This window comes from Pseudomonas sp. CH61, assembly GCF_059429415.1.
This window is the reverse complement of sequence record NZ_CM182098.1, coordinates 3,496,547-3,513,485: the sequence shown is the minus strand read 5'-3', so window position 1 is coordinate 3,513,485 and position 16,939 is coordinate 3,496,547. Positions and strand designations below refer to the sequence as shown.

The 16,939-nt window shown below is 62.9% G+C and carries 9 protein-coding genes; 5 read left to right on the top strand and 4 right to left on the bottom strand.

What is annotated here, in order from left to right; genetic code table 11:
• Window positions 1-647 precede the first annotated feature (647 nt).
• Complete coding sequence (locus tag AC5SEM_RS15640; protein WP_077573617.1) at window positions 648-812, top strand: metallothionein; 165 nt, start codon at window positions 648-650, stop codon at window positions 810-812.
• A gap of 26 nt (window positions 813-838) precedes the next feature.
• On the opposite strand, the gene AC5SEM_RS15635 is transcribed toward AC5SEM_RS15640, so the two are convergent.
• Window positions 839-1,111: a hypothetical protein gene (locus AC5SEM_RS15635; RefSeq protein ID WP_077573616.1), complete on the bottom strand. Its 273-nt coding sequence runs from the start codon at window positions 1,109-1,111 to the stop codon at window positions 839-841.
• Window positions 1,112-1,150: 39 nt separating this feature from the next.
• Window positions 1,151-1,378 (bottom strand): DUF6555 family protein, encoded by a 228-nt coding sequence (locus AC5SEM_RS15630; protein ID WP_034154602.1) that lies wholly within the window; start codon window positions 1,376-1,378, stop codon window positions 1,151-1,153.
• A 136-nt stretch (window positions 1,379-1,514) separates the two neighbouring features.
• On the opposite strand from AC5SEM_RS15630, the gene AC5SEM_RS15625 reads away from it, so the two are divergent.
• The 3 genes from AC5SEM_RS15625 (at window position 1,515) to AC5SEM_RS15615 (ending at window position 3,678) form a co-directional block, all read left to right on the top strand.
• Entirely contained in the window at window positions 1,515-2,297 is a 783-nt protein-coding gene (locus tag AC5SEM_RS15625) for an AraC family transcriptional regulator (RefSeq protein WP_495470751.1), read from the top strand.
• Window positions 2,298-2,517: 220 nt separating this feature from the next.
• Complete coding sequence (locus tag AC5SEM_RS15620) at window positions 2,518-2,691, top strand: DUF1427 family protein (RefSeq protein ID WP_007969534.1); 174 nt, start codon at window positions 2,518-2,520, stop codon at window positions 2,689-2,691.
• Window positions 2,692-2,721: 30 nt separating this feature from the next.
• Window positions 2,722-3,678, top strand: coding sequence for a quinone oxidoreductase family protein (locus tag AC5SEM_RS15615; RefSeq protein ID WP_495470750.1), 957 nt, complete (start codon window positions 2,722-2,724; stop codon window positions 3,676-3,678).
• 124 nt (window positions 3,679-3,802) lie between these two features.
• Here AC5SEM_RS15615 and AC5SEM_RS15610 read toward each other — a convergent pair whose 3' ends face one another.
• Window positions 3,803-4,825 carry a purine-nucleoside phosphorylase gene (locus AC5SEM_RS15610; protein ID WP_495470749.1) on the bottom strand — a complete coding sequence of 341 codons (1,023 nt, stop codon included), beginning with the start codon at window positions 4,823-4,825 and terminating at the stop codon, window positions 3,803-3,805.
• Between the two features lie 15 nt (window positions 4,826-4,840).
• Window positions 4,841-5,800, bottom strand: coding sequence for a nucleoside-specific channel-forming protein Tsx (locus tag AC5SEM_RS15605; protein ID WP_495470748.1), 960 nt, complete (start codon window positions 5,798-5,800; stop codon window positions 4,841-4,843).
• A 510-nt stretch (window positions 5,801-6,310) separates the two neighbouring features.
• Here AC5SEM_RS15605 and AC5SEM_RS15600 point away from each other — a divergent pair.
• The gene (locus AC5SEM_RS15600) at window positions 6,311-16,834 is read left to right on the top strand and encodes an autotransporter-associated beta strand repeat-containing protein (protein ID WP_495470747.1); all 10,524 of its coding nucleotides are present in this window, start codon (window positions 6,311-6,313) and stop codon (window positions 16,832-16,834) included.
• The last annotated feature ends 105 nt before the right edge of the window (window positions 16,835-16,939 follow it).

Here is a 16,939-nt window from a genome sequence, read left to right as displayed (position 1 = left end):
AAAGCCTGAGTTCAACGCGGTATTGCACGTCGGCGTACCTCTACCAAACACCTCGATCAGTCCCCTCTCCCTCCGGGAGAGGGCTAGGGTGAGGGGCTCTTGATCTGGAGAGGGAGCCGATGGTGGGCCTTTCAGAATCTGAGTTTGCCTCGGTATCCCAAGTCGGCGTTTCTCTTCCAGTCCACGCGGTCAGTCCCCTCTCCCTCCGGGAGAGGGCTAGGGTGAGGGGCTCTTGATATGGCTCTTGATCTTGCTTCGGCTTTTGATCTTTTGCCCCTTCGGCAGGCCGAGCGTAGGTGTTCATCCGGGGGTTAGGCGCGCAGCGCCGTGCGGCGAAGCTGCACACATCGAGAGGAGGTGCAGCGAAGCAAACCGTAGGCGATGCCCCCGGATGGACACCGTAGCGAGGGAACACTGAGCCTCAGCGAAGTGCCGTACGCCGGGGCAAGCCTTTTTGGTTACTTTTTCGGCGTCTGGAAAAAGTGACCCGCCGTAAGGGCGGAACCCTAAGCAGCCGTTACCGCAGCAACGGATATGCCCCCAAACCCCCAAATCCCCCAACCCCCCAAATCTCCGACAGCTTCTACACTGATTATCACGGCTCGCCCCTCAAGCCCCAGACAACCCCCACCCAAGGAGTCTGTCCCATGCCCGATAGAAAATGCGATTGTCCCAACTGCAAGTGCACCATCAAAGAAGGCGATCATGCCTACGCCGTCCACGGCAAACACTATTGCTGCGAGGCCTGCGCCCACCACCACAAAAGTGGCGAAGAGTGTTCAACCAAGGGCTGTAAATGCGCCCACGGATGAAGAGCGACGCATAAAAAAAGTGGAGCCTAATCAGGCTCCACTTCCAGTTTCAGGCTTTCATCCTCCAGCCGCTCGGTATGCCGCACCGTGCCCTGCAGCCGTCGGCCCTCAACCCTGACCACCACGGTTTTCGCCTGGTCGAGATCTTCCGGCAGCGGTGCCGGCACTCGCAGGGCAAAGCAAAACGGATCATCTTCGACCGCCTCCAGCCCAACGCGGCAGTCCACGCTTTTGGTGATCCGCCCGAACAGCGTATCGAGGCCGTAGTCCAGATGCGCCGGGCTGCTGATGTTGCTCATGGTGCATTCCCCCGAATGATGCCGATCGCCAGGCAGAGCTTAGCTGGTCGGTCGCCACACGACGTTTTCCACGCCGAATTTTTCCGCCATCGGTTTGCTGGTCTTCTGCACCTTCTCACGGCCAAAACGCGGGATGCGGCCGACCCCGGCGTCGCAGCTTGCCCAGTGCCACGCCTCGGCGTTGTCCATCTTGTCCGAGCGGATAATGAACGACTTGGGCGTGCCGTGAAGGGTGTAGTCGATGACATAGAGTTTTGCGTTGTTCATAAAGCCCGTATTCCTCCCTGTGGTAATAGAGGGATCGCGGCGCACCGGGAAAATTCACTCGGATTGTCCGACGGTCTCTATCGTTGGCGACGCCGTGGCGCACTGGTTACCATGGGGCTTTCGCCAACCCCAATGAATGCTCGCCATGGCCCTTGCAGCACCGCCCGATCTCAGTGATACCGATGTGCCCGTGCAACGTGTGGCGCGGACCTATCCGCGCGGCTTGTTTATCGAGCCGCATGAGCATGTCTGGGGGCAGTTGCTGTATGCGATGAGCGGGGTGATGTGGGTCGAGACGCCGCACGAAGCACTGGTGGTGCCGCCGCAGCGGGCGGTGTGGTTGCCGCCGGGCGTGCCGCACGGGATTCGGGTGGTGTCGGATCTGCAGATGCGCAATATCTACCTGCGCCCGGCGTTGTCGGCGACACTGGATCAGACGGTGCAGGTGATCGAGGTCGGCGGTTTGTTGCGCGAGTTGATTGTCGGGCTGGTGGAGCAGGGCGACAGTGGTGATCCGGCGTATTACGAGGCACTGGTCGGGTTGGCCTTGCTGGAGCTGAAACGCGCAAGGCGTTCGCAGCTGAAGATCCCGATGCCGGACGACTCCGACCGGCGCTTGATGAATCTGTGTCAGGCGGTGATGGCGGCGCCGTCGCTGGAGATTGCTTTCGAACAGCATGCGCAAAATGCCGGAGCCAGCGTGCGCACGTTGGCGCGGTTGTTCAAGGACAGCCTCGGCATGGGCTTCGCCGAGTGGCGGCGGCAGGTGCAACTGGCGACGGCGGTGGCGGAACTGATTCAGGGCGTGGCGGTGAGTGTGATTGCCCGGGAGCTCGGCTATTCACCCAGTAGTTTCAGCGACATGTTTCGCCGCGAATTGGGGGTCGCCCCCTCACAATTCATGACTCACAGCGGATGATCAGACTGGCCTAAGACCTGTAGGCCTTCGCCTGCTCGCGATAGCGGTGTGTCTGTTGATGCATCTGTGACTGACAGACTGCTATCGCGAGCAGGCTCACTCCTACAAGGGTTTGTGTTGGCTGCAGAGGTTTGTCCGAAATTCAGAAGTCCTTGGCCGATGCCATCCCGGCCGGTTCCCTAAACTCTGTCCATTCCCTTCAAACGGCGGAGTTACCCCCATGAACTACCTGATTTCGCTGGCCATCGGTCTCGGCGTCGGCCTGCTCTACGGCGCGCTGGACTTCCGTTCTCCGGCGCCACCGGCCATCGCGCTGGTCGGTTTGCTCGGCATGTTGGCCGGTGAACAGTTGTGGCCGATGGGCCGGCAATTGGTCGCCGGTTGGTTGTCCTGAATTTCCTCTTTTCCTTCGGTGGATGTCCTCATGAAAGCACTGCAATTCGATAAAACCGGCGACCTGTCTACCCTGCGTTACGTCGAGGTGCCGACCCCGGTACCCGGCGCTGACGAAGTGCTGGTGCAGATCAAGGCTGCCGGGCTGAATCCCAGCGATGTGAAAAACGTCCTCGGCCGCTTCCCCTACACCACGCTGCCACGGATTCCCGGTCGCGATTTCGCCGGTGTCGTCGTCGAAGGCCCGCAAGCGTTGATCGGTCAGGCAGTCTGGGGCACTGGCCGTGAGCTCGGCTTTTTCGCCGATGGCTCGCACGCCGAGTTCGTCAAACTGCCGGCCAATGGCGTCGCACACAAACCCTCGCACCTGAGTTTCACCCAGGCGGCCAGCCTCGGCGTGCCTTACACCACAGCGTGGGATGCGCTGGAACGCAGTCTGGTAGCGGCCAAAACGCGTTTGCTGGTGATCGGCGGCGGGGCGGTGGCCACCGCTGCTTTGGCGCTGGCGAAAGTGCGTGGCGCGCAGTTGCTGGCGGCGGCGCGGCGCCCGGAGCAGGTGGCGGATTTGCAGGCTCAGGGTTATCAGACGATCCAGCTGGATAAGCCCGAAGACCTCGGCGCGCAGGTCAACGCGGTATATCGCGGCGGCGCCGATGTGATCTTCGACACCACCGGTTTCTGGTTGCCGGCGTCGGTGGCGGCATTGGCTACCTTCGGCCGGATCGCAATCATCGCCGCGCCGGTGGACGGGCATGTGCAACTGCCGGCACTGGCGCTGTATCGCAAGGGCGGTTCGGTGGTCGGGATCAATTCGTTGTTGTATGGCGTAGAAGCGTGTGCGGCGATGCTCGAGCAGTTCGGGCGGTTCTTTGATGAAGGGTTGTTGCCGTTGCCGCAAGGGTTGGTCGAGGCGCCGTTGGCCGAGGGACTACAGCGTTATACGGATGTGAATCAGGGCCGCGGTGACAAGGTCATCCTAATTCCCTGACATACCCCAAAAAAACCTGTGGGAGCGAGCCTGCTCGCGAAAGCGGTCTGTCAGCCAACATCTTGATCGACTGACACAAACTCTTCGCGAGCAGGCTCGCTCCCACATTTTTACTGTGTGTAGCTCAGGATTGCGGGACGCCGTTTTCCCATGCCGACCAGTTTTTCAGGATGTCCTGCACCAGAGGATTACCCGCGCGATAAAGATTCTCCAGCGCCGGCACAAAGCCGCCCTGATCGGCGTACTTGAGCAGGTTATCCACTTCACTGCCGCCCGGCTCAGGACGGTCAAAGTCGGAGCCTGCACGCACCACGGCGAGGCGTTGCACGTCGACCAGACCTTCGCGACTGGCACGCAGCAAGGCCTCATAGGTCGAGTTGTCTTCCTGCTGCGTCGTGCAGTATTCGCCCTTGTTGTCGGTGAGCAACTTGGTCCAGACCTCAGCCCGTTCGCTCAGGCGCGTGCCGGAAAACCAGGTGTTGCCGGCCAGTGTGTCGCAGCGCGTCACCACCGGTGGTTGATTGGCCGGGGCTGACGGATATTTAAGGCGCCATGCTGCCGATTCCTTGCTCTCGCTGAGCTCGACCTTGTGGCTCAGGGCGAAGGCCTTGGCCTGCAATTTCGGGTTGAGTTCAAAGACTTCGGTCTTGTAGTCCAGCGGCGGTTTTTCGTTCGGGCCTTTGGTGTTGATGCCCAGATACCCGGTCGGCCAGCTCGACGGCGCATCGCGCGAATCGATCTCCCATTGCGTGCCGAACTCCACCAGATAGTGCGCCCATGCAGCGGTGCCGATGGTCCCGTGTTTCGGGCTGATCCCGGCAATGCCGGCGATCAGGAAGTAGCTTTTGCGCAGGTCGAATTTCGGCGACAGCGCCAACGCCAATGTCGAAGCGGCGGCGTTGGTCTGGCCCATACCGGTGGTCAGCAGGCACACCTGCTGCGCGTTGCAGCGGATGTTCGGGTACTCGGCGGACAGGCCCGGCACGCGGATTTCCTGCTTCAGCTCCAGGCGATCGATCCAGTGTTGCGCCTCGGGGGCGAACATGGTGATCAGCATGACTTTCGGTTGAATCGGCGCCTCGGCGGCCCACGCGGTGGAAGAGAGCAGGGCCGCGCCGGCCAGGGTCAAACGCATCATTGCTTGCATGGAAAACTCCTTGATTCAGAACTGATAACCGACGCCGGCGTAGTAACCCCAGCCGTTGGAACGCGCACGGAAATTGCCGTCGCCAAAATTCAGCTCGCTGCCGTCCTCCCAGTTGCCGCCGTTGTGGAAATAACGGCCGACCAGGGTGAAGCGCAAGTGGGTGAACGAGTAGAGCAAGACGTTGGTCGCCACTGTTGCGTTGGCCGTGCGCGCCGGGTTGTCCTTGTGGATGTCCGAGCCGAAATCGAAGTTGGTGAAACCGATGTAGGTCAGCGAGGCGCCGTTGCTGAATTTGTCGATCGGCACGATGTACTTCAGTTGCGCGCGATAGCCGTCCCAGGAATATTCGTTGCTGGCGCCATAGTTTTCCCACTGATAGCGACCGTAGAGGTTGGCCGACAGATTGACCCGCGAATGGGTGTCGATGTCGGTGCCGAAACCACTGTAGAGGGTGTTGGCGCGATTCTCTTTGCGGCTGCCATGGTCGTAGATCCAGTCAAAGGCTACATACCATTCCTTGAACGGGCCGATGGCCAGGCTGCGGCCGGCAAGGTAGTCGATGGAGATGCGTGGTTCGTGCTCCATGAACACCGGCGAGCCGTGATCCCACACGCCTTTGTCGTGGCTGTTGCCGATATTGAAGATCTTCGGGATGTCGACGTAGCCGTACAGTTCGAACGGGCCTTTACGGCCGAAGTACTCGTATTCCAGATAGATGTCGTCGGCCGGTTGCGGGCCGAAGCTGATGTCCTTGCTGCCAATCAACATCAAGTCCTGGTTGTACCAGTCCGACAGGTAGGCGCCTTTTTTCGGCGGACTGGCCTCCGGGCTGAGGGCTTCGCCCTGGGCGGATTCTTCGACTGGCGCCGGTTGCGCCAGAACGCTGTGGCTGAGAAGTCCGGTAACGCCGGTCAGTAGCAGGGAAACAGCGAGCGTGCGCGCAAACGGTGCGCGAAAAGGGCATGGGATGGGCATTCAAAGTCCTTTTTTGCAGATCAAGGCCCGTGTTCCGTGGGCTTGTACGGTTTTGTTACGAAAACGTTGGTATTGACGTTACGCAAACGTTTGCACAAGGCGTACCAGTTTTCTCAATGTCATGAAATATCGATGAATTCGCAAATTTAACTGACGGATTGATCAGGTATGCCTGCTCACCGCGAAACCCCTGTAGGCCTTCGCCTGCTCGCGATAGCGGTTTATCAATAAAACGTGGGCTGACTGACACACCGCCATCGCGAGCAGGCTCACTCCTACAGGTTCTGCGACAGGCCGAAGACCCATGGATACGGGCTGAAACGCTGATTCCAGACCCCTCTAGTATTAAAGTATTAACACCATTTAATCCGTGCCCCATTGCCGGGCGTCTACTAGCTTTGTCCCCAATCAACGGTTTTGTGATGACCGTCGCAGTCTTGATTCGCGTGTGGAATAAGCACGGCTCTGCGCGCCCTCAAGGAAGAAATTGGCCACGACAAGGAGTAGCCCGTGGAAGCAAGGTTTGGTGTCGCCCTCGTTTCGCGTTTTTCCCCTCTATCCCTTGCTGTGCACCTGAGCGTCGCCGGGCTGTTGTTTGGCGGCGTCAGCGCACCTGCGCTGGCCACGTGCTCCACGGCGGGTTCAACGGTGACCTGTACCGGCGTGCCGAGCCTGCCGCTGTTTCTCAACAATTTCTCCAGTGCCACCAGTGGCCTGACGGTCAACGTCAACAGTGGGGCGCAGATGAATGCGACCCTCGGCGGCCATGTGATGGACCTGACCGGGGTGAACATCTCCCTGAACAACTCCGGCACGATTGACCCGGCGTTGCTTGGCCTGGTCTCGGTGTTGAGCGGCGGCGCGTTCATCGGCACCGGTGCAACGAGCACGGTCAGTGTGCTCAATAACGCCAGCGGGATCATCCGTGGTACGGGCATGCTGCTCGGGCTCAACCTGACCAGCATCGACGGCCTGGCCCTTTCGGTTAACAACGCGGCAACCGGCACCACCAGCATCACCAACAACGGCACCATCACCTCGACAGGACTCTCGATCGGCGGCATCACCTTGGCCGACACTCCGGTAGTCGGCGTCTACGGTGGTTCGCAGGTCAACATGACCAACAGTAGCACCGGTGTGATCAACGGCCGGATCGCCTTCGAAACCTCGGCGGCGGGCAACACCTTCACCAACGCCGGTGCGATTACCGGCGGTGTGTCGATGGGCGCGGCGAGCACCAACACCTTCACTGCGGTGACCGGCTCCAGCGTCAACGTCGGTGACGGTGTACAGATCAGCGTCGGCCTAGGCGGATTGATCGGCATCAACCTGACCTTCGCCCCGACCGGTACGGTGGATGGCGGGGCGGGCGGCACCAACAGCCTGATCCTGCAAAACCCGGCTGGCGTCGGCGGCGGTATCACCGGGACTGGCACGGCATCGAGCGCCACCTACATCAACTTCAACAACCTGACCCTCAACAGCGGCACCTGGACCTTGCAGGGGCCACTGGTCAGTGGCGCGACCACGCTCAACGGCGGTATCGCGAATTTCAACAACAACGCCACCTTCGGCAGCGGCGTAATCACCTCCAACGGCGGGACTCTGCAGGCCAGCAATGCCGGGTTGAACATCAGCAATCTGATCTCCCTCGGTGCCGGCGGCGTCACCGTGCAAGGCAGCAATGCGACCACCCTGAGCGGGGTGATTTCCGGCAGCGGCGGTTTCACCAAGGCCGGTACCGGCCAGCTAAACCTCAGCGCCGCCAACACCTATCTGGGCAACACCACGCTCAATGGCGGCACCGTGCAGTTGGGTAACAATCAGGCGTTCAGTACCGGCGCGCTCAACGTCACCGGCGCGACGACCCTGAGCGCGCCGGGCACGATCAGCCTGGCCAACGCCATCAGCCTCGGCGGCACCTTGACGGCCGGCGGTACTGGTGCGCTGACCCTCGGCGGCTTGATCAGCGGCAGCAGCGGCCTGACCAAAACCGGCAGCGGCAGCCTGACCGTCAGCGGTGCCAATACCGGTTTCACCGGCACCACCACCCTCAGCGCCGGCAGCCTGCTGGTGACCAACAACAACTCGCTGGGTAGCGGCGCGCTGAACACGGCCACCGGTACCAGTCTCGACAGCACCGCCAACGTCACCCTGGCCAACAACATCGCGATGACCGGCGCGCTCAACGTGCTCGGCAGCAATGCGCTGACCCTCGGTGGCGTGTTGTCCGGCACCGGCGCCATCACCAAATCCGGCAGTGCCAGCCTGACGTTGACCGGCAACAACAGCAACAGTGGCAACACGCTGCTCAATGCCGGCAGCCTGTTGGTCGGCAGCAACACCGCGCTGGGTACTGGCGCGCTGAATGCGGCGGCGGGCACCACACTGGATGCGACCACGGCGGTGACCCTGGCCAACGCCGTCGCGTTGGCAGGCGATCTGACCCTTGGCGGCACGCAGGCATTGGGCCTGAGTGGCGTCGTCAGCGGCGCCGGCAACCTGATCAAGAACGGCACGGCGAACCTGAGTCTCAGTGGTAACAACACCTTTTCTGGCGGCACCGCGCTGAATGCCGGCACGCTGATTGTCGGTTCCAACACCGCGCTGGGCACTGGCGCGTTGACCACGGCGGCGGGCACTACCCTCGACGCCAGCACGGCAGTGGCGTTGGCTAACGCGGTCTCCCTGGGTGGCAACCTCAACGTCGGCGGCAGCGCCAACCTGACCTTGGGCGGGATTGTCAGCGGCAGCGGCGGGCTGACCAAAAACGGCGCGGCCAACCTGATTCTCAACGGCACCAACACCTTCCTCGGTGCGGTCGCGTTGAACGCGGGCACGATCACCGCGGGCGCCAACGCGGCGCTCGGCAGCGGCAACATCACCGTCGGCGGCGTGGCCACTCTGGACAGCAATGCCGCTGTGACACTCAACAACGCGGTCATTCTCAACAACAGCCTGGGCATTGGCGGCAGCAACGCGCTGACCCTCGGCGGGGTAATCAGCGGCGCCAGCCAACTGGTCAAAAACGGCGCCGCCAATCTCACGCTCAGCGGCGTCAACACCTACAGCGGCGGCACCACGCTGAATGCCGGCAGCCTGACGGTCGGCAACGGCGCAGCACTGGGCACCGGCGGGTTGTCGGTGGAAGGTGCGGGCACACTCAACAGCAGCTCCGCCGTGACCCTGAACAACAATGTGATTCTCAACGCCAACCTCACCGCCGGCGGCGCCAACGCATTGACCCTTGGCGGCGTGATCAGTGGCAGCAATGGTTTGATCAAGACCGGCGCATCGAGCCTGACCCTCAACGGCAATAACACCTACACCGGCACCACGGCGCTGAATGCCGGTTCGCTGGTGGTCGGCTCCAGCACGGCCCTCGGCACCGGCACACTGAACGCCTCGAACGGCACCACCCTGGATGCCAGCACTGCGGCAACGCTGGCCAATAACGTCAACCTCGGCGGCACCCTGACCTTGGGCGGCAGCAATGCGCTGACCTTGGGCGGCGTACTCGCCGGTATCGGTGGACTGACCAAGAACGGCGCTGCCGACCTGACCCTCAACGGCGCCAACACTTATTTTGGCAACACGGCGTTGAACACCGGCAAACTGACCGTCGGCAGCAACACCGCGCTGGGCTCCGGCACGTTGAACGCGGCCGCCAACACCACGCTGGACGCCAACACGGCGGTCAGCCTGAATAATGCCGTGGGACTCGCCGGTGCCTTGAACATCGGCGGCACCGCCAATATGACCCTGACCGGTCTGGTCAGCGGTGCTGGCGGCCTGGTGAAAGACGGCGCGGCCAATCTGATTCTCAACGCCGCCAACAACTACCTCGGCGGCACCACGCTGAACGCCGGCACCCTGACCGTCGGCAACAGTTTGGCGCTCGGTTCCGGTGCATTGACCGTTGCCGGCGCGGCGACACTCGACAGTAATTCGCCGCTGGTCAGCCTCAACAACGCCGTCGCCCTGAATGCCGCACTGAGCGTTGGCGGCACGCAGAACCTCACCCTCGGCGGCGTCACCAGCGGCACTGGCCAGTTGATCAAGGACGGCGCGGCCAATCTCACCCTCAATGGCAACAACACCTTCAGCGGCGGCACCACGCTCAACGCCGGTACGCTGACATTGGGCAATGCCAACGGTCTGGGCAGCGGTGCATTGGTCGTCGGCGGCGCGGCAACGCTGGATAACAGCGCTTCGTTCGGCATCGGCAACGCGATTACGCTGAATGCCGGACTGACTATCGCCGGCAACAACGATTTGAGCTTGAACGGCATCATTGACGGTGCCGGCAGCCTGACCAAAAACGGTTTGTCGGACCTGACCCTCGCTGGCAGCAACACCTTTACCGGTGCGCTGAATATCGTGTCCGGTAGCGTCACCACGCTCAACACCAATGCGCTGGGCAGCACTTCCGGGGTCAACATCAGCGCCGGCGCCGGGCTGAATCTGGGCAGCGACGCCAGCCTCGGCGCGCTGACCGGCAGCGGCAGTGTGCAACTGACCGGCAGCAACACCCTGACCGTCGGCGGCGGCAACGTCACCAGCACCTTTGACGGCGATCTCAGCGGCAGCGGCGGCCTGGTCAAAGTCGGCACCGGCACCTTGAACCTCACCGGGATCAACGGCATCACCGGCAACACCGCGATCGATGGCGGCATTGTCGATCTCAGCGGTTCGCTGGGCAGCGCACAGGTCAACGTCAACACCGGCGGTACCCTCACCGGCACCGGTTCGGCGCTTGGTAGCGTCAACGTCAACAGCGGCGGGCATCTGGCGTTGTCGTCGGGCAACCAACTGTCCGCCGGTGCGCTGACCCTCGCTGCCGGCAGCAATGTCGATGTGGCGTTGGGCACGCCGTCGACCACTTCGCTGATGAATGTCGGTGGCAACCTCACCCTCGACGGCAATCTCAACGTCACCGATGCCGGCGGTTTTGGCGTTGGTGTGTATCGCCTGTTCAACTACACCGGTGCCCTGACCAACCTCGGTCTGGACGTGGCCAGCGTGCCGGTCGGCTACGGCCTCGGCGATCTGCTGGTGCAAACCGGCGTCGCCAATCAGATCAACATTCAAGTCTCCGCGCCGAACAGCAACATCCGTTACTGGGACGGCAGCCAGACCATCGCCAACGGTGTGGTCGATGGCGGCAGCGGCACGTGGAATGCGGTCGGCACCAACTGGACCGATGCCAACGGTTTGGTCAATCAGCCGTGGGCCGGCGATTTCGCGGTGTTCCAGGGCACCGCCGGCACGGTGACGGTGAACGGCACGCAGGCGTTCACTGGCATGCAGTTCCTCACCGACGGCTACAACGTGGTCAACGGTGCAGCGGGACAACTCACAGCGGTCAATGGCACCGGCGGCACCACTTCGTTGCGCGTCGATCCGGGCGTGACGGCGACCATCAATGCCAATATCGATGGCAGCGGCATCCTCAATAAACTCGACGCCGGCACCCTGATGCTCGGTGGTGCCAACACCTATACCGGCGGCACGCAACTGGACGGCGGTAAGATTATCGTCGGCAGTAACACCGCGCTCGGCACTGGCACGTTGACGGCGAATGCCGGTACGCAACTGGACAGCAACGCGGCGGTGACACTGGCCAACGCGGCGACACTCAACGGCAATCTGACTGTGGTTGGCAGCAATGCACTGACCCTCAACGGCGTGATTGGCGGCACTGGTGGCCTGATCAAAACCGGCACGGCGAACCTGACCCTCGGCGGCAACAACGCCTTCCTTGGCCCGGTAGCCTTGAACGCCGGCGGACTGATTCTGGCGTCGAACTCGGCACTCGGCTCCGGAACGTTGAACGCGGCGGGCGGCACCACGCTGGATGCGAGCACGGCGGTGTCGGTTAACAACGCGGTCAACCTGGCCGGCAATCTCGGCATCGGCGGCACGGCGGATCTGACCCTGGCCGGTACGGTCAACGGCGCTGGCAGTCTGAGCAAAAACGGCGCCGCCAACCTGACCCTCAGCGGCAACAACAACTTCCTCGGCGGCATCACCCTGAACGCCGGCACCCTGACCGCTGGCAGCAACTCGGCACTGGGTCTGGGCAATCTCACCGTAGCCGGCGCCTCGGCGCTGGACAGCAACAGTGCGCTGAGCCTGGGCAACAACGTCGTGCTCAACGCCAATCTGAGCAACACCGGCAGCAACAACCTGACCCTCGCAGGTGTGGTCAGCGGCGCGGGTGGATTGATCAAGGACGGCGCGTCGAACCTGACACTCAACGGCATCAACACCTTCACCGGCGGTACCACGCTGAATGCCGGCACGCTGACCCTTGGTACGGGCGCGTCTCTGGGCAGCAGCGCACTGACCGTGGCCGGCGCTTCGACCCTCGACAACACCGCGCCGCTGGTGCTGGCCAACAACCTCAACGTCAATGCCAATCTGGCCCTGGCCGGTAACAACAACCTGACCCTCGGCGGCATCATTGCCGGCGCCGGCACGTTGACCAAGAACGGTCTGGCCGACGTGACCCTGAGCGGCAGCAATACCTTCAGCGGCACCTTCGATGTGGCGTCCGGCAGCCTGACCACGCTGAGTGGCGCGGCGCTGGGCAACAACGCCACGGTCAATCTCGCGGGCGGCGCGGCGCTCAATCTCGGTGCTTCGGGCAGCCTCGCCAGCCTCACCGGCAGCGGCACGGCGCTGATCGGCACGGGCAATACGTTGAGCCTCGGCGGCAATAACGTCAGCAGCACCTTCGCCGGCATCCTCAGCGGTGACGGCAGCCTGAGCAAACTCGGCAGCGGCACCCTGACCCTCAGCGGCATCAGCGACCTCACTGGCGACACCAACGTCAACGCCGGCACCTTGCAGGTCAACGGCTCACTGGGCAGCGGCAATGTGCTGGTCAACAGCGGCGGCACTCTCGGTGGCAGCGGCACCTTGAGCGGTGCCGTGACGGTGGCCGATGGCGGTCATCTGGCGGGCGTCACCGGCAGTACGCTGAGCGTCAGTTCGCTGCTGTTCAACGGCAACTCAAACTTCGACGTCGGCCTCGGCACACCGGTGTCCGGTGGCGGCAATGCGCTGGTCAATGTCGGCGGCAACCTGACCCTCGACGGCACCCTCAATGTCAGCGACATCGGTGGTTTTGGCAGCGGCGTCTATCGCCTGATCGACTACACCGGCGGCCTGACCGACAACGGCATGCTCTTCGGCACACTGCCGGGCAGCGTCAGCCCGGGCGATCTGACCCTGCAAACCGCGCTGGCCAATCAGATCAACCTGCTGGTCAGCGCACCGGGCGTCACCGTGCAGTTCTGGGACGGCAACCAACTGGTGGCCAACGGTTCGGTCGAAGGCGGCAGCGGCACCTGGGGCACCGGCACCACCAACTGGACCGACGTCAACGGCACCACCAATCAGGCCTGGGCCAACAGTTTCGCAGTGTTCCAGGGCGCGGCCGGCACAGTGACCGTCAACGGCGCGCAAACCATCACCGGTCTGCAGTTCGTCACCGACGGCTACAGCCTGGTGAGCGGCACGGCGGGCTCGCTGAATCTGGTCAATGGTTCGCTGGGCAATGCCACGGTGCGGGTTGACCCGAATGCCACGGCAACCATCGGTGTCGCGCTCAACGGCAGCGGCACGCTGGGCAAATACGACAGCGGTACGCTGGTGCTCAACGCGGCCAACGGCTACACCGGTGGCACGGCGCTGAACGGCGGCAAGATCGTGGTCGGTAACGACGCGGCGCTCGGCACTGGCCTGTTGACTGCTGCTGACGGCACAGCGCTGGACAGCAACGCGGCCGTCAGTCTGGGCAACGATGTTGTGCTCAACGGTGGCTTGAATGTCGCTGGCTCTAATGCCTTGACCCTCGGCGGCGTGGTCAGCGGCAGCGGTAGCCTGATCAAGGCCGGCGCTTCGAGCCTGACCCTAAACGGCAGCAACACTTACACCGGTGGTACTCAACTCGCCGGCGGTACGCTGATCCTCGGCAACAACAGTGCCCTCAGCAGCGCTGCGCTCAACGTGACCGGCAACGGCACGCTCGACAGCACCTCGGCGCTGCAACTGGCCAACGCCATCAACCTTGGCGCGCAACTGACCCTCGCCGGCAACCAGAACACCACGCTGATCGGTGCTGTGACTGGAACCGGCAGTCTGCTGAAAAATGGTAGCGGTGATCTCGTCCTCAGTGGTGCCAATACCTACAGCGGTGGCACCACGCTGAACGGCGGCACGACGCGCGGTGACACCAGCAGCCTGCAAGGCGCGATCGTCAACAACGCGACCCTGACCTTCGAGCAAAACGCCGATGGCAGCTACACCGGCAATCTCACTGGCGCCGGTACGCTGAACAAAACCGGCACGGGTGATCTGCTGCTGGCCGGCAACAATACCTTCACCGGCAACACCTCGGTGCAGGCGGGCAACCTGATCGTCAACGGCGTGCTCAACAGCGCCAATGTCGACGTTGCCAGCGGTGCGGGCATCGGCGGCGGTGGCCAGTTTGGGGGTGCCGTGCAACTGGCCAGCGGCGCGACGCTGCTGGGTGGCGCTACGGCTACGCCATTGTCAGTCGGTTCGCTGGCACTGTCCTCGGGAACCAATCTGGATTTCAGTCTCGGCTCGGCGGCCAGTTCGACCACGGTGGTCAATGTCGCCGGCAACCTGACCCTCGACGGTACGCTGAACATCAGCAATGCCGGCGGTTTCGGCACCGGCGTCTATCAACTGTTCAGCTACGGCGGCAGCCTGACCGACAACGGTCTGGTATACGGCAGCCTGCCGGTTTCGGCGGCCAATCTGACCCTGCAAACCGCGATTGCCAATCAGATCAACCTGCTGGTGCAAGGCACGCCGGGTGAGGTGCAGTTCTGGAACGGTGGCACCACCAATCCGGACGGCAGCATCGGTGGTGGCAGCGGCGTGTGGGGGCCGGGCACCAACTGGACCGATCCGAGCGGTACTCAGGCCCTGGCTGCAAATGGTCAGTTCGCGGTGTTCGGCGGTCAGGCAGGTACGGTTACCGTGCAGGGCAATCAGAACTTCACCGGCCTGCAATTCCTCTCCGGCGGCTACAGCCTGGTTCCGGGGGCTGGCGGTACGCTGACCCCGGTCAACGGCACGGACGGCAGCCTTGCACCGGTGCGCGTCAACGCCGGCGCGAGTGCGGAAATCTCCGCGCCGCTGGTGGGCACGGGCGGCATCGAGAAGCTTGATTCCGGCACGCTGGTATTGAGCGGCGCCAACACCTACAGCGGTGGCACCACGGTCAGCGGCGGTACGCTGGTCGGTAACACCACCAGCCTGCAGGGCAATATCCTTAACAACGCATCGCTGCTCTTCTTGCAGAACTTCAATGGTCAGTTCAACGGATCGCTGCGCGGACTTGGCGCGATGCTCAAACGCGGCACCGGCACCTTGCTGTTGACCGGTGATAATCCGTTCAGCGGCACGGTCGCGGTCGATCAAGGCGTGCTGCAAGTCGGCAGCCGTGCGGCGCGGGCTTCGTTGGGTGGGCAAGTCACCGTGGCCAACGGAGCCGGCCTGAGCGGTAATGGCAGTGTCGGTTCGGTGGTCAACCATGGCGTTGTCGCCTCGGGCTCCGAAGCAGGCACCCTGAGCGTGGCCGGTAACCTGACCAACGCTAGCGACGGTGTGCTGGCGCTGACGGTCAGTTCGCCAACCGCGACGCCACTGGCAATCGGCGGCAGCGCAACGCTGGGCGGCGCCTTGCAAGTGAACTCGCTGGCACCGTTCACCGGCAACACCACGTACTCGCTGATCACGGCGGGCGGTGGCGTGAACGGCACCTTCAGCGCCGCAGACCTGCCGCAATACGCGTTCCTCAACAGCGCACTGGTGTATGACGCTAATGCGGTGAACCTGGTGGTCAGCCGCAACGGCAATTCCTTCGCCGATGTCGCCGCCACTGGCAACCAGTTCCGCACCGCCACCGCGCTGTCGAACAACGGCCCGGCGGGCGCGGCGTTGCAGAACGAGATCGTCAACCTCAGTGTTGCCGGTGCGCGTAATGCCTACGACAGCCTGTCCGGTGAGATCCACGCCAGCACCGCCAGCGCCATCCTCGAGGATTCGCGCTATGTGCGTGACGCTGTCAACGATCGCATGCGCCAACCGTCATGCAGCGCCGCGGATGATCCACGCCGTGCCTTGGCGCCAAGTGGCAACCAACTGAGCAGCAACGGTTGCCACGGCGAAATGGTTGGCTGGGCGCGGGCACTCGGTGCCTGGGGTGAGTCGGATGGCGACAGCAACGCGGCGAAACTCGACCGTAACCTCAGCGGCTTCATGCTCGGCACCGACAAGCAACTCGATGACCAGTGGCGCGTGGGCATGGCCGCCGGTTACACCCGCAGCGACCTCGACGCGCATGATCGTCGCTCGGATGCCACCGTTGAAAGCTACCACCTGGCGGCGTACCTCAACTCGCAGTTCGATGCCCTGGCCGTGCGCCTCGGCGCGGCTTACAGCTGGCACGACATCGAGACCAAACGCAACGTCAGCGTCGGCAGCTACAACGATCGCTTGAAAGCCAATTACGATGCGCGCAGCGCCCAGGTGTTCGGTGAAGTCGGTTACACGATTGACGCCGGCGGCATTGCCCTTGAGCCGTTCGCAGGGCTCGCCTACGTCAACTACGACACCGACAAGGCCAAGGAGAAAGGCGGAGTAGGGCGCCTGGAGGCGGATGCCGATCAAGACATCACCTTCTCGACCCTCGGTGTGCGCGCCGGCAAAGTCATCACCTTGGCCAACGGCGGGCAATTCACCCCGCGCGCGGCCATCGGCTGGCGCCATGCCTTCGGCGACACCAAGCCTGATGCTGATCTGACCTTCATCGACGGCGGCGCCTCGTTCAGCACCCAGGGTGTGCCGATTGCCAAGGACAGCGCGATTGTTGAAGCGGGGGTCGACTTCCAGATCAGCCCGACCGGCAAACTCGGCGTCGGCTACTCGGGGCAACTGTCGAACGACAGCAACGACCATGCGATGACCATCAGCTTCAGCCTGGGCTTCTGATTTAGGGTCGAAGCACTTTTAGCCGCCCGCAAGGGCGGTTTTTTTTGCCTTGCCTCAAGCTGCTCGTTCCCACGCTCTGCGTGGGAATGCCTCTAGGGACGCTCC

Bases quoted from the DNA above. Each gene is read 5' to 3' on its own strand.
- AC5SEM_RS15605 (WP_495470748.1), bottom strand. From the start codon at position 5,800: ATGCCCATCCCATGCCCTTTTCGCGCACCGTTTGCGCGCACGCTCGCT.
- AC5SEM_RS15630 (WP_034154602.1), bottom strand. From the start codon at position 1,378: ATGAACAACGCAAAACTCTATGTCATCGACTACACCCTTCACGGCACG.
- AC5SEM_RS15610 (WP_495470749.1), bottom strand. From the start codon at position 4,825: ATGCAAGCAATGATGCGTTTGACCCTGGCCGGCGCGGCCCTGCTCTCT.
- AC5SEM_RS15625 (WP_495470751.1), top strand. From the start codon at position 1,515: ATGCTCGCCATGGCCCTTGCAGCACCGCCCGATCTCAGTGATACCGAT.
- AC5SEM_RS15615 (WP_495470750.1), top strand. From the start codon at position 2,722: ATGAAAGCACTGCAATTCGATAAAACCGGCGACCTGTCTACCCTGCGT.
- AC5SEM_RS15620 (WP_007969534.1), top strand. From the start codon at position 2,518: ATGAACTACCTGATTTCGCTGGCCATCGGTCTCGGCGTCGGCCTGCTC.
- AC5SEM_RS15635 (WP_077573616.1), bottom strand. From the start codon at position 1,111: ATGAGCAACATCAGCAGCCCGGCGCATCTGGACTACGGCCTCGATACG.
- AC5SEM_RS15640 (WP_077573617.1), top strand. From the start codon at position 648: ATGCCCGATAGAAAATGCGATTGTCCCAACTGCAAGTGCACCATCAAA.